Origin of the sequence: Alkalihalophilus sp. As8PL, from assembly GCF_040939795.1 — a bacterium.
Lineage (GTDB): Bacteria > Bacillota > Bacilli > Bacillales > Bacillaceae_D > Alkalihalophilus > Alkalihalophilus lindianensis.
Window position 1 is genome coordinate 46,396 of sequence record NZ_CP162551.1, and the last position, 12,654, is coordinate 59,049.

13 protein-coding genes and 1 other RNA gene are annotated in these 12,654 nt (G+C 38.7%); 3 read left to right on the forward strand and 11 right to left on the reverse strand.

Annotation, left to right across the window (positions count from 1 at the left end; all coding sequences use genetic code 11):
- Positions 1 to 56 precede the first annotated feature (56 nt).
- The 5 genes from AB3N04_RS01465 to AB3N04_RS01485 all read right to left on the reverse strand — a co-directional run bounded on the left by AB3N04_RS01465 (position 57) and on the right by AB3N04_RS01485 (position 5,587).
- Entirely contained in the window at positions 57 to 1,238 is a 1,182-nt protein-coding gene (locus AB3N04_RS01465; protein WP_368504385.1) for an acetyl-CoA C-acetyltransferase, read from the reverse strand.
- A gap of 134 nt (positions 1,239 to 1,372) precedes the next feature.
- Positions 1,373 to 2,320, reverse strand: coding sequence for a D-2-hydroxyacid dehydrogenase (locus AB3N04_RS01470; RefSeq protein WP_368504386.1), 948 nt, complete (start codon positions 2,318 to 2,320; stop codon positions 1,373 to 1,375).
- Between the two features lie 58 nt (positions 2,321 to 2,378).
- Entirely contained in the window at positions 2,379 to 3,593 is a 1,215-nt protein-coding gene (locus AB3N04_RS01475) for a cytochrome P450 (RefSeq protein WP_368504387.1), read from the reverse strand.
- Positions 3,580 to 4,800, reverse strand: coding sequence for an 8-amino-7-oxononanoate synthase (gene bioF / locus AB3N04_RS01480; protein WP_368504388.1), 1,221 nt, complete (start codon positions 4,798 to 4,800; stop codon positions 3,580 to 3,582). The genes AB3N04_RS01475 and bioF overlap by 14 nt, the downstream gene beginning before the upstream one ends.
- Positions 4,763 to 5,587, reverse strand: coding sequence for a 6-carboxyhexanoate--CoA ligase (locus AB3N04_RS01485; protein ID WP_368504389.1), 825 nt, complete (start codon positions 5,585 to 5,587; stop codon positions 4,763 to 4,765). The genes bioF and AB3N04_RS01485 overlap by 38 nt, the downstream gene beginning before the upstream one ends.
- Positions 5,588 to 5,773: 186 nt before the next feature.
- Between AB3N04_RS01485 and AB3N04_RS01490 the strand changes: the two genes are divergently transcribed.
- Positions 5,774 to 6,862: a tyrosine-type recombinase/integrase gene (locus AB3N04_RS01490; RefSeq protein ID WP_368504390.1), complete on the forward strand. Its 1,089-nt coding sequence runs from the start codon at positions 5,774 to 5,776 to the stop codon at positions 6,860 to 6,862.
- A 78-nt stretch (positions 6,863 to 6,940) separates the two neighbouring features.
- Positions 6,941 to 7,672: a TIGR02206 family membrane protein gene (locus tag AB3N04_RS01495; RefSeq protein ID WP_368504391.1), complete on the forward strand. Its 732-nt coding sequence runs from the start codon at positions 6,941 to 6,943 to the stop codon at positions 7,670 to 7,672.
- Here the strand turns inward: AB3N04_RS01495 and AB3N04_RS01500 are convergent.
- The 3 genes from AB3N04_RS01500 to AB3N04_RS01510 all read right to left on the reverse strand — a co-directional run bounded on the left by AB3N04_RS01500 (position 7,669) and on the right by AB3N04_RS01510 (position 10,040).
- The gene (locus AB3N04_RS01500) at positions 7,669 to 7,998 is read right to left on the reverse strand and encodes a DUF3221 domain-containing protein (RefSeq protein WP_368504392.1); all 330 of its coding nucleotides are present in this window, start codon (positions 7,996 to 7,998) and stop codon (positions 7,669 to 7,671) included. The two genes, AB3N04_RS01495 and AB3N04_RS01500, sit on opposite strands and share 4 nt — an antisense overlap.
- Before the next feature lie 61 nt (positions 7,999 to 8,059).
- Entirely contained in the window at positions 8,060 to 8,353 is a 294-nt protein-coding gene (locus AB3N04_RS01505) for a hypothetical protein (RefSeq protein WP_368504393.1), read from the reverse strand.
- Positions 8,354 to 8,522: 169 nt separating this feature from the next.
- A complete protein-coding gene (locus AB3N04_RS01510; RefSeq protein ID WP_368504394.1) occupies positions 8,523 to 10,040 on the reverse strand; it encodes a carboxypeptidase M32 in 1,518 nt (505 codons plus the stop codon).
- A 152-nt stretch (positions 10,041 to 10,192) separates the two neighbouring features.
- On the opposite strand from AB3N04_RS01510, the gene AB3N04_RS01515 reads away from it, so the two are divergent.
- Positions 10,193 to 10,507 (forward strand): HesB/YadR/YfhF family protein, encoded by a 315-nt coding sequence (locus tag AB3N04_RS01515; RefSeq protein WP_368504395.1) that lies wholly within the window; start codon positions 10,193 to 10,195, stop codon positions 10,505 to 10,507.
- Positions 10,508 to 10,539: 32 nt separating this feature from the next.
- Here the strand turns inward: AB3N04_RS01515 and AB3N04_RS01520 are convergent, their stop codons facing one another.
- The 3 genes from AB3N04_RS01520 to rnpB form a co-directional block, all read right to left on the reverse strand.
- A complete protein-coding gene (locus tag AB3N04_RS01520) occupies positions 10,540 to 10,788 on the reverse strand; it encodes a DUF2564 family protein (protein WP_368504396.1) in 249 nt (82 codons plus the stop codon).
- Positions 10,789 to 10,931: 143 nt separating this feature from the next.
- On the reverse strand, positions 10,932 to 12,080 hold the full coding sequence (locus tag AB3N04_RS01525) for a class I SAM-dependent RNA methyltransferase (RefSeq protein WP_368504397.1): 1,149 nt from the start codon (positions 12,078 to 12,080) through the stop codon (positions 10,932 to 10,934).
- A gap of 151 nt (positions 12,081 to 12,231) precedes the next feature.
- Positions 12,232 to 12,620, reverse strand: an RNA gene (rnpB, locus tag AB3N04_RS01530) — RNase P RNA component class B.
- Between the last annotated feature and the right edge of the window lie 34 nt (positions 12,621 to 12,654).

The following is a 12,654-nucleotide window of genomic DNA, read 5'->3' on the forward strand; positions in this document are numbered from 1 at the left end:
AGTAGTATATCATAAAAAAAGAGAGCTCATATAAGAGCTCTCTTTAAATCCAATCATTATGGACGTTCTACGATAAGTGCCGTTCCTTGTCCGCCACCAATACATAATGTAGCAAGACCACGCTTTGCATCGCGACGCTTCATTTCATGTAAAAGAGTAACAAGTACACGCGTACCTGAGGCTCCTACTGGGTGACCAAGTGCAATGGCTCCACCATTTACATTGACCTTCTCTGGATCGAGTCCCAAATCTTTAACTACTGCAAGTGATTGAGCAGCGAAAGCTTCATTCGCTTCAATAAGATCAAGATCTTCAACAGAAAGACCCGCTTTAGCTAACGCTTTTTTCGTAGCTGGTACAGGACCATACCCCATGATTTTAGGGTCAAGTGCTGCGTTACCATACGATTTAATCGTCGCTAAAGGTTCAATTCCTAATTCTTCAGCCTTCTCTTTTGCCATTAAAACGACCATGGCAGCACCGTCATTGATACCTGATGCATTCGCAGCTGTAACGGTTCCATCTTTTTTAAATGCAGGGCGAAGCTTCGCAAGTTTCTCCATTGTTAAGCCGTGCTTTGGATGTTCGTCTGTATCAACCATGACTGGCTCACCTTTACGTTGTGGTACTGGTACTGGCACAATCTCCTCAGCAAATAATCCTGCTTTTTGAGCTTTTTCAGCACGTTGTTGACTGCGAAGAGCAAACTCATCTTGCATTTCACGCGTTAATTCCCATCTTTCAGCGATATTTTCAGCTGTCACACCCATATGAATATTGTTGAATTTATCTGTTAGTGCATCATAGATCATGGTGTCAACTAATTTACCATCGCCCATACGTTGACCCCAACGAGCATTTGGCATCACATATGGTGCTTGACTCATGTTTTCAACACCACCTGCAAGGATGACATCCGCATCGCCTAAAGCGATAAACTGAGCGCCCATGCTCACCGTACGTAAACCAGATCCACATAGTTTGTTGATCGCTAAGGCTGGAGTGGTTTCAGGTAAGCCAGCATAGATGGCTACTTGACGAGCAACGTTTTGACCTAGACCTGCTGAGAGGATATTCCCGATTAGTACTTCATCAATATCCTCTGGTTGAATATTTGCACGTTTAATAGCTTCCTTTGCAGCAACTGCTCCAAGATCTACTGCGGGTACACTTGATAATGCACCTCCGAATGTTCCGACTGGTGTACGTGCTGCACTTACAATAACGACTTCTCTCATTACTAATGTCCTCCTCCATGTTGTTAAAACATATATCAACAGTTTCTTAATAGTAGATTCATTCGACAATACGACAACGAATCCTGCCACTATTTTTAATGCAATTTTTATGCCAATATATTAAAGGTGACTCGTTAATACCCTTTTTTTATATCGACTTGATTCAGCAGCTCTTTGTTTTGCTCAATGTTAAAAAGCGTATCAATAAAACATGATACAGCCTCGTCCGGAGTGGTCACAGCGGATATATGAGGAGTAATCGTGATCTTAGGATGATCCCAAAAAGGGTGTCCTGAAGGAAGCGGCTCTTCACGGAACACATCGAGAACAGCAAACCGTACAGCACCCTTGTCGATCGCTTGAAGGAGGGCATCTTCATCCACCGAAGCCCCTCTTCCCACATTAATAAACCCCGCTTGAGTGAAACAAGAGAATAAGCTTTCATTAAATAAGGATTTAGTCTCTGCTGTTAGGGGCAATGTGTTAATGATATATCCGACATCCTTTAATTCGCTTTGACCCTCATTCATCGCAAATACTTTTGTGAAAAAATCTTTCTGTTGGCCGCTGCGAGATACACCGTACACATCCATCCCAAACAACGATAAAACTTTGGCCGTTTCTTGACCAATTTCCCCTGTTCCATATATTACAGCTTTCTTATCCTTCACTAATACAGGGGTACGCGGCTCCCATTTCTTCTGTTTACCATCCTGAGCAAATAGCTGGTGTTGCTGCAGGTCTTGTAAGATATAGCTTAACGAATATTGGGCGATCCTTTGACCAAACGAACAAATCGTCCTTGTTAATAGAACATTCTCATCCCAACTCTTATTATGTAAGAAACGATCTACGCCAGCCCCCAGCGAATGAACCCACTTCACTTTACTGTAGTCAAAGTCTGCTTGACTGTTAAAGGTGGCGATTGCATCTGCCCAATCTAAGTCCGTATCAGTAACCTCTTCTTCAGATTTAAAACGAAAGGATTGTTCGACGCTCTCATTTTCTATTAATCGTTTTAATTCCCTGTGCATAGGACTTATAATTAAAATAGTTGAAATAGTTAGATTCACATCACTCATTACGATCCCCTCCATTGCCTATGATTCTACCATCTAGAAGATCAACAGACAAAGAGAACTATTTTGATGCATGAACCGTATGAATTTTTAATTGTTCAAGGGAGCGAAAGCCCACCAATTTACGCCATTTGATATCATGACTAGCAAGTTCAAGTTTGTCTACATGTTGTATAAGAGCAGCTAAAGCAGCGTGCGCTTCCAACCTGGCAAGTGTCGAACCTAAGCAAAAATGTCCACCCATTCCAAAAGAGAGATGAGGAGTGGCCTTTCTTGAAATAATAAATTTATTGGGGTTTTCAAATACGTCCGGATCTCGGTTAGCCGCCCCGAGCAAAAGATAGATTTGATCACCGCTTTTTAGTTCTTGACCGGCGATTTCTATATCTTTCATCGCAACCCTCGCTGTCAATTGTGTAGGGCTCTCATATCTTAATACTTCTTCGATCGCAGGGGCGACTAAGGAAGAATCACTCTTTAAAAGCTCCCACTCAGCAGGATGCTTGGCAAAAGCTAATACCGTGTTACTAATTAAGTTAACCGTCGTCTCATGCCCGGCTATAACGAGTAATATGGAAGTAGCAATTAATTCTTCGTTCGTTATCTTGTCTTGTTCTTTAATCAGCTTGCTAATAAGGTCATGACCGGGGTTTTTTCTCTTCTTATCGATTACTAATGTAAAGTAATCGTTAAGTTCCCCTATTAAGCGATCACTATCTTCAAGTGTTTTATGTGATCTCGAAAAATCAATCGATTGAAGTAGCGCACTAGCCCATACTCTAAAGCGTCCCCGGTCTTCTTGAGGAACGCCTAAAATGGTTGCAATGACTAGGCTTGTAAGCGGAAAAGCAAACTCTGATACGACATCAAATTCTTTTTTTACAATGAGCTCATCTAGCAAGGAATCAATGACTTCTTCTATTAATGGCCTAAATTTTTCTACTTGTTTTGGGGTGAATGCTTTATTCACTAATAGGCGCAGTTTGCGGTGATCTTGGTTATTCATGTAGAGCATCATCTTGCTTTGTACTCTTTTTAGTTGACCATATTTCTCTGTAGATTCAGGCAAGGGAATGCGAGTGAAAAATGATGGTTCCTTGAGGATAAGGGCAGCCTCTTTATATCCCGTAACAAACCAGCCTGATTGTTTTAACATCCTCCCCTTATAAATCGGGTATATTTCCCGCAATCTTTCATACAAAGCATACGGATCATCCATTAAGTCTTCTCTTTTTAGATGGATCTGTTTTTCGTTCGTTTGGTTAACGGTATTCATGCTCTCCCTCCTCCCTATATAAAAAGGTCATTTGCTTCTGAATCAGATTCAATTCTCTTCCTATTAAATAGAAGCTCTGTAACAGGTAATCAATATCTCTTTTCTGATGATCGGCCGTTACCGTTAAGCGGATGCGGCTTTCACCATCTGCTACTGTAGGAGGTCGAATGGCAGGGGCAAAGATTCCTTTTGCTAGAAGGCTTTCTGCAAATAGTAACGCTTGATTCGTATCACCAATAATGACAGGAATAATAGGGGTCTCTTCTCCGCGGACATTAAACCCCATGTCTGTTAACCCTCTGCGAACTTGAACAGTTAATGATCGTAATCGTTCCAAGCGTTCTTTATCTGATTCCATTATTTCCAAAGCCATGTAAGCAGCGGCGCAGCTCGCCTGTGGGATGGACGTTTGAAAGATAAAGCTTCTTGAATGATTTTTTAAATAATCTATTAGAATGCTTGAACCAGCTACAAATCCTCCTTCGCAACCTGCCGCCTTACTTAAAGTACCAATTATCACATCACATGAAAAGCCAAAAAGCTCACATGTACCCCTTCCACTTTTACCGACAACCCCTGTACCATGAGCATCATCTACAATGATATAAGCTTCGTATTGATTCGCTAATCGTTTGATCTCATCTAACGGAGCAATAGTCCCATCCATACTGAATACACCATCTGTGACAATGAAACGGCGGTTATAACGCTTGCAATCCTTTAACTGTTTTTCGAGAGTCTCCATGTGAAGATGAGGGTAAACGACTGTGTCTGCCTTTGATAACCTGCAGCCATCGATTAGGCTCGCATGGTTTAACTCGTCACTTAAAATGATATCTCCTTGTTTAGGTATACTTGATAGAACGCCAATATTAGCTAAGTAACCGCTAGAAAATAATAAGGCAGCCTCTGTTTGTTTGAAAGAAGCTAGTTTCGTTTCAAGCTTTTGGTGCCAAGTTGTATTTCCTGTTGTTAACCTAGAGCCTGAACTGCCTGTACCAAACTCTTCTATGGCCAATTTTGCTGCATCAGCAAGCCTTCTATCTGCTGCCAAACCTAAGTAATTATTTGATGAAAAGACCAGTTGCTCACTTCCGTCGATCCTATTTGTTCGATTCGGAGCAGATTCCATTGTTCGAAACGTTCGATATAATCCTGCTTTTTTTGTATCAGTTAGCCGTTGTGCTAGCATTTGATCGAGACTCATCACTAATCACCTCATCCCTTTCCCACTGAATGAATACTGGTTGCGTCGTTAAATAGTTGATGTAGGCATCGAGATTTTTAAGCTTTGTTTGATCGACATAAAATATGCGGCAGCCCTTTTCGTCTCCTATTTCCTTTAGTTGAGTAATTCGCTGATAGCCGAGATTTTTGTTCGCCACATAACCAGTAATGTAGTCGGGATCATCCGACCAGCATAATTCAGCCGTTGTGGCAGGATGATGAACGACTTTTGTGGCTAAAACTAGCGCTTCTTTCATTCTGTTGTTTTGTGGAAGATGATAGGTTTTAGCCCAGCTTTCAAAATTATTCCAAGGCCAATCCATCCGTGACACTCTCACCCCATTTTTGGTAGGGTCATCTAGTCTTTGACCAGTGTGGACATCGATTAAGACCGCCCCACGTAGTTCGGAGATTTGTGATAGAACTTGGTAAGACATATTAATTACGTTAGGGTGCACACCAGCATCTTTTAATAATGAACGAGCGGTCGCTTGCCCATCACTCATTGAAGGAACGGGATTAGTATGAACAGCTAATGGCGCTACGTGTTCAACTGATTCTTCGATTCGTTCAAATTGAATATTCATAAAGTCGGGCTTGCCCCGCGAATGAGTGAGTCCTTTCTCTACTAACTCTGCAATAGACGATTCAAGCTCATTGAATGTAGCGATCATCTCACCGCCTGAGATATGTTTTCCTCCGTTCTTATGAGAATCCCCTTTGGCAGCTCTCATTCTGACGCTATAGTATGTATGTTCATTTTGCATAGTTTCACCTTCCTAACTATTTCTCAAACCAATATGTAAACCTTATTATATATTAAGTTAACAATCTATAAGAACGGTTGTCAATAACTCTTAACAATTACTACTAAACTATTTTATATACGTTCCATGAAATCAACATTTCACAGAACGTATATTTTACGATAAACTAGTAATGAGGTGAATACTATGTCATTCTTTGCAAAATTAAATGATTTACATAAAGACGCCGAAAATCAAACAGATGTTCTCCCTTCGGCAATTAGAGCACAATATCGTAAAATTGATCTACTCCCTCCATTTATTCAACAATATTTAGTGAGTAGAATTTCGTTAGGGTATTCGAAACAAACGATTCAACGATACATATATGATTATCATTATTTTTTTCAATATGTTGAACGTGTTTCGGAAGATCGTAGTTTTCTAGCATCTGAGGTTTCTCTTAAAGATTTTTTGCAAATTGAAAAAGGGGCCATTGAGCATTACATCTCCTACCTTGCTCTTGAAATGGAAAATGAACCGAGGACGATTAATCGTAAAGTATCTGCTCTGCAATCATTATTTGATTATCTTGTTAAAAAAGGGGAAACGTCGATTAATCCAGTGATTGGAGTGGAACGACCAAAAGTTGGAAAAAGAGAACCTGTGTTTCTGACTGTTTCTGAAGCCCAGCTTCTACTAAAGGCCATTCGTGATACTTCTCATTTATCTAGACGTCAATTACGTTATGCCATTAGATTAATTGAACGGGATTATGCTGTCATCTATCTTTTACTTAGTTCAGGTCTAAGAATATCTGAATTAGCGAATTTAAAAATGAAAGATGTTGATGAGGTCGAAAAAGCAATTAAAGTTCGAGGGAAAGGTAATAAGGAGCGCAGAATTCCTCTTTCAGTGGAAACAGTAGATGTAATCAACCATTATCTCAATTCCTTGCCGATAAAATACCGTCCGAGTGAGGGGGAAGATTTTCTATTTGTAGGCTATGATTTTCAAGTTCAGCAATATTCAAAAGGAGTTACCATTAGTGCTTTACAAAAAATGATTCAACGACAATTAAAGCGAACAAAAGAGCAATATCAGTTTCTTCGTCATAAAAATATTACCGCTCATAAATTAAGACATAGCTTTGCGACAGCACTTGTTTCAAATGGAGTCGATGTATTGACCGTTCAAAGTTTACTTGGGCATGAGTCTGTGGCAACGACACAAGTGTATGCTCATGTTCAAGACCATGCAAGACAAGAAGCGATTCAACGATTATCGATTTCTTAAGTATCCGGCTGTATAAAGTATCGACATTCGTTCTATAGTATACAGAGAATGGTTTAGTTTAAGTCGAGGTGATAACGCTTGTACGATAAATATTTTGCACCAGGTCACTATCCAGATTATCCAATTTTCTTATCTGTCGATCATTTAGTGATGATTATGATCTTTTTCATTTTAACCGTATGGCTTTATATACATCGGAATAAAAGCTATATGGGAACAAATGTGCGGACTGGGCTTCTGATCCTCCTTATCGTTTCTGAGATTAGTCTTTTTATTTGGACGCTAAGTATAGGAACTTGGGATATTCGTTATAACCTTCCTTTTCACCTTTGTACAATTAGCTTGTTCTTTTGTATCTATATGTTACTGTCTAATAAGAAGTGGGTTTTTGAAGTCGTCTATTTTTTTGGATTGGCTGGTGCACTACAAGCAATCCTCACACCAGATTTATTTTATGGGTTCCCGCATTATCGATTTTTACATTTTTTTATTGCGCATATAGGAATTATTCTTTCTATTCTTTATATGGTGTGGGTAGAAAAATACCGTGTAACCATGAGATCAGTCGTAAAATCCTTTGTTGTTTTAAACGGTTTAGCGGTTGTTGTATATCTGATTAATATATTGACGGGAGCTAATTATATGTTCTTAGCTTATAAGCCTGAAGGTGCTAGCTTGTTAGATTTTCTAGGCCCTCATCCTTGGTACATCCTCCAATTAGAACTAATCGCAATGGCTATGTTTACCTTGCTGTATCTCCCATTTCACTTGACAAGAAAATCAAATGAAAAAAAACAAGGCGCTGGTTAGTCGGCTCCTTGTTTTTCTATTTTTTCAGCATATCCTTGAGCTGGGTAAGATTCCATCACCGGAGCATTGGTCCAAACGACGACTGTATGTCCAACTGATAAATCAGAATGTTCGATTGTTTGACCCAGCTCATTTATAATGACCGTTTCATTATCTATACTAAAGTAAATTTCATCCGCAACTAGAATAGATTGATCAGCCTTATCGGTGATCTTTCCAGTAATATAAGGTTCGTTAGTTTGTGATGGATCTTTTTTAATTTCGTTCGTACAAGCTGCTAACAATACGATCATCATTAAAAGTAATAGCCTGAGTAAAGCTTTCAATTAATCGCCCCCGCTCTTTCTTTTATATATAGAACGATTAATTATAGTCATAAGTTTCAAGTTAATTCAATTCCCATTTCTCAATTTCTAATCCATGATCAAATAACAAGCTTCTATCTTTTTCTTTTAAAGTAGATGTTGTAGATGAGGTTAAGACCACGGTTCCATATACTGCAGCAACTTCATCTCGATGCTTTCTCCATGCTTCTTGATGACAAAATGCTTTGTATTCATTTCCACTTTTTTTATATTTAAACTCCGAAAAAGGTCCACCTATTAATTCTTCTATTTGCTTAGGATTATCTAATTGTGAATAGGTCGGTTCTTTTCTTGGTTGAAAAATCACCACATCCATTTACTTATCACCTCTAGCACAAGTATAGGAATTATTGGTTCATTCTATTCATCTTGTTTATTATTTGTTTAGGTACTTGTATTATTTTTTAAAAAGAGTACAGTAATTGAAATTAATAGATACAATGTTTAAAAAAGACTGTGCATATTATATGCACAGTCTTTCACGATTAAAACTTATATAAACGACGGTATTTTTCTTCTAAATAACGGACAAGTGGTTTAGAATCAATTCCCCCACCTGTAATATCTTTTATAATCTCAGCAGGTTTTTTCATTTTTCCGTATTGATGAACGTTATCAGTCATCCATTGGCGAATAGGTGCATATTCACCCGTTCTGATTAATTCATCAAAATTTGGTAGATCTTTAACCAATGCCTCTTTTAATTGGGCTGAGTAAATGTAACCTAGTGCATATGACGGGAAGTATCCAAAAGCACCGAATGACCAATGAACATCTTGCAAGACCCCTTCTCCATCATGTTCAGGCTTAATACCTAAATACTCTTCCATCTTTTCATTCCATAGATGAGGTAAGTCTCTCACCTCTATCTCTCCCTGCATCAACGCTTTTTCAAGTTCATAACGAAGAATAATATGCAGGCAATACGTCAACTCATCACTTTCAATACGAATTAAAGATGGCTTTGATTGGTTAACCGCAAAATAAAAGTCTTCTAATGAAATATCATCAAATTGTCCAGATGAATTCTTTTTAAGAAGATCATAGTTTCGCTCCCAGAACCCATAATTTTTCCCAACAAACTTCTCCCAGAAAAGAGACTGAGACTCGTGAATCCCCATTGATGTTCCACTGCATAAAGGTGTTCCAATTAAGTCTTGTGAGATGTTTTGTTCATAGAGGGCATGTCCCCCCTCATGAATGGTTCCAAATAAAGAAACGCGAAAATCATCTTCATTGTATTTTGTTGTCACTCGTACATCATTAGGGTTGATGCCGATTGCGAATGGATGAACTGTCTCATCAAGTCGCCCTGCACCAAAGTCATATCCAATTTCCTTAAGAATATCTTTACTTAACGCTTGCTGGTTCTCACGAGGAAATTTCTTAAATAAGAAGTCCGTTCGTGGCTGATGACTTGATTCCGTTACCCCTTTTACTAAAGGTATTAATTGGTCTCGAAGTTCTCCAAATACTTTGTCGATCGTATCGACAAACACACCTGGTTCGAAATCATCTAACAATGTATTGTACGGATTTCCATTATGACCCAAATAACCGACAAAACGCTTTTTAAATTCAACAAGCTTTTCTAAGTTAGGTCTAAACATCTCAAAATCAGCTTTGTTTTTTGCTTCTTCCCATACAGACTCTGATTGTGATTGGAGCATCACATATTCCTTGTATTCATCTTTAGGAATCTTTAAGTTACGTTCAAACTCTTTATGGCACTCAGCGACACTCTTTTTTGTGATTTCTGATAAATGCGCTTGCGCTGACTCATCACGTAATTCTCCTAAATACCCTGCCATCTCCTCAGATGTTGAGAGTTGAAAAAGATCTGAGGATAACGTACCAATGACCTCAGAACGTTGTTGGATTCCTTTTTTCGGAGCCCCTGTTCTTGCATCCCAGGCAAGTAGCGATAACGCTTGCCCATAGTCCTCCATTTTTTTCGTATATGCTAAGAAATCTTCTTCTACTTTTTTAACTCTTTCACTCATATGATTGCCACCCTTCTTCATCAAAAGACTATGTATTCTTCGTACTCTTTTTAATTCGTCACTCGAATTGTATTTCCTTCTCATTTCAATGATTTTTTCTAGGATCTTGTCGAAATTTGTGATAAGGTGTTAATGGAATAGGAGGTATACAAATGAATCTTACAATAACAGACGCTGCAAGTTCATTTTATATAAATGAAATACCTCTTAAAGAGGGCGATACATTACGATTATTTGTAAGAGTTGGTGGAATTGGTTCTGGTGGCTTTTCTGTTGGAGTGATTAAAGAGCTTCCTCAAAAGACTTCTTACATTGTTACAAAACAAGGTGTCCATTTCTTTGTAAACGAAGATGATTTTTGGTATATAGATGGTATGACTATTCACTTTGACGAGGATATGGGCTACCTAGAATTTATAAGTCCGAAATTTGAACAAATCGATCATCCAGATTTTGAAGATGAATAAGCAAAAAAATAAACCGACTCATAAGAGTACGGTTATTTTTTTGCTTCATTTAATTGCTGATCAGCTTTTAGTAAAAGTTCCTCAGAGAATTCAAAAAAAGCTTGATCGACACCTGTTTGATGAGACACTGCTCTTTTATATTGTTCTTTTGCTTGGTTCACAGCATCTGTTGCTGCTTCTAATTGTTCTTGATCCATACTCATAGTCGCTTGTCCAACCATGCGTTGAGCTGATTTAATGGCCATTTCAACTTGTTTTAATTCATTATAAGGTTCGCTCATTCTTATCCCTCATTTCTTTTTTCTCCTTACATATCATATACAAATCAATATCAAAGTATTCATCAACTATAAGTTTACATAATAAAATTATAGTTGATTAAAAAACAACACCATTCATATTGAATGGTGTTTATAAAATGTTTCTATTCATTCATTTCTTTTTTCGGTGGTCTTGGTCCAAAAAATTGATAATAATCCGTCTTAATATTTCCATTATAGAGCTTTCGTTTCTTATTAGCCTTCTTCCCATAAAAAGTTTCAAACTCTTCATGGGATGTTAACATATATACAGACCATGTATCTAGAAGCTTAAAAGCCTCTCCCATATCACGATACATCTCTTCCACTTCAGCTCTTTCCCCTAGACGTTCCCCGTAAGGAGGGTTGCCGATCAAGATCCCGTATTCACCTTTATGTCTAAAATCACCAACCTGCATTTGCTTAAAGGTAATTAGATCACCAAAACCTGCTTCCATCGCATTATTTTGAGCAAGTTCTACGCTGCGATGGTCAATATCAGATCCCATAATATCAAGTGGTTGATCGTAGTTAGCAACATCTTCTACTTCTTGTCTTGCCATATTCCAATGCTCTTTTCCTATCCAATGCCAATCTTCTGATACGAATTCTCGGTTAAAGCCCGGTGCTATATTTTGACCAATCATTGCTGCTTCGATCGGTAACGTACCAGATCCACAGAACGGATCTGCAAAAGGGCGATCTGGCTTCCATGTTGTTAACATCACCATAGCTGCTGCAAGCGTCTCTTTTAAAGGTGCTTGGTTATGCAAGTAACGATACCCTCTTTTATGAAGCCCTGTACCACTTGTATCAATGGTGAGAGTAACTACATCTTTAAGTAGGGCAACTTCTATTCTGTAAAATGGTCCATCTTCATCAAACCAACCACGCTTGTACCTTTTTTTCATGCTTTCAACAACTGCCTTTTTAACAATCGCCTGGCAATCTGACACACTAAAAAGTTTCGATTTCACGGACTTACCAATAACCGGAAATTCAGCATGGACAGGAATGAGATCTGCCCAAGGTAGAGCTTTCGTCTTTTCAAATAACTCATCAAAGGTAAATGCCTTGAACTCTCCTACTTTTAACTTCACACGATCAGCCGTACGGAGCCATAAGTTTACGCGAGGGATGGCACTTACATCGGCTGTGAATTCCACTCTGCCATTTTCTACTTGAATATCTGTATAACCTAAATCTTTTACTTCACGTGCAACAAGGGCTTCTAATCCCATTGTAGCTGTAGCTATTAATGTCACTTTACTCATTGATCCGTATCTCCTTATGTATAAACAGTTGTCTTTATTATACGCTCTGTTAAATGCCCTGACAAATCACAATTAAAATTGTGTATATAAATGAAAAAAACCCCTATAAGGGGGATTTCTCAATGTCGCTCAATGAAGTCATCGATAACTGTTCGATAAGCCATGTTCTGTACCTTAGTACTACAAGCGGTGATGAACCTCGTACTCCGGTGGTAATCATCTATCTACAAGACCATTGATCTTGTTCATCTGACCCGTTCAATTCCGGTTCAGAAAATGCCCCTACCAAATTTTGGGTTTCTCGCTCGTGGGGTTTACCTCGTTCCACTCCACACGTTTCCATATGGACTCCGTCACTGTGGCACTTTCAAAGTTCGCACACCATATCAAGAGACTTAGGTGCTTCCCTTGCCGTTAGTCCAGCAAAAGCCAGACTACCCTAGCTTATGAATTGGCTAGGCACGAACACTACTAGCATCTCAGCTAGTGCGAGCATGGACTTTCCTCTACACGATAAACGTGCAGCGATCACCTGAACAGTTATTTCTGTCATAAGCGACAAAACTAATTATAC

Coding starts and splice junctions, on each gene's coding strand:
- AB3N04_RS01505 (WP_368504393.1), bottom strand. CDS start 8,353: ATGGATGTGGTGATTTTTCAACCAAGAAAAGAACCGACCTATTCACAA.
- AB3N04_RS01510 (WP_368504394.1), bottom strand. CDS start 10,040: ATGAGTGAAAGAGTTAAAAAAGTAGAAGAAGATTTCTTAGCATATACG.
- AB3N04_RS01515 (WP_368504395.1), top strand. CDS start 10,193: ATGAATCTTACAATAACAGACGCTGCAAGTTCATTTTATATAAATGAA.
- AB3N04_RS01475 (WP_368504387.1), bottom strand. CDS start 3,593: ATGAATACCGTTAACCAAACGAACGAAAAACAGATCCATCTAAAAAGA.
- AB3N04_RS01470 (WP_368504386.1), bottom strand. CDS start 2,320: ATGAGTGATGTGAATCTAACTATTTCAACTATTTTAATTATAAGTCCT.
- AB3N04_RS01520 (WP_368504396.1), bottom strand. CDS start 10,788: ATGAGCGAACCTTATAATGAATTAAAACAAGTTGAAATGGCCATTAAA.
- AB3N04_RS01465 (WP_368504385.1), bottom strand. CDS start 1,238: ATGAGAGAAGTCGTTATTGTAAGTGCAGCACGTACACCAGTCGGAACA.
- bioF (WP_368504388.1), bottom strand. CDS start 4,800: ATGAGTCTCGATCAAATGCTAGCACAACGGCTAACTGATACAAAAAAA.
- AB3N04_RS01525 (WP_368504397.1), bottom strand. CDS start 12,080: ATGAGTAAAGTGACATTAATAGCTACAGCTACAATGGGATTAGAAGCC.
- AB3N04_RS01485 (WP_368504389.1), bottom strand. CDS start 5,587: ATGCAAAATGAACATACATACTATAGCGTCAGAATGAGAGCTGCCAAA.
- AB3N04_RS01490 (WP_368504390.1), top strand. CDS start 5,774: ATGTCATTCTTTGCAAAATTAAATGATTTACATAAAGACGCCGAAAAT.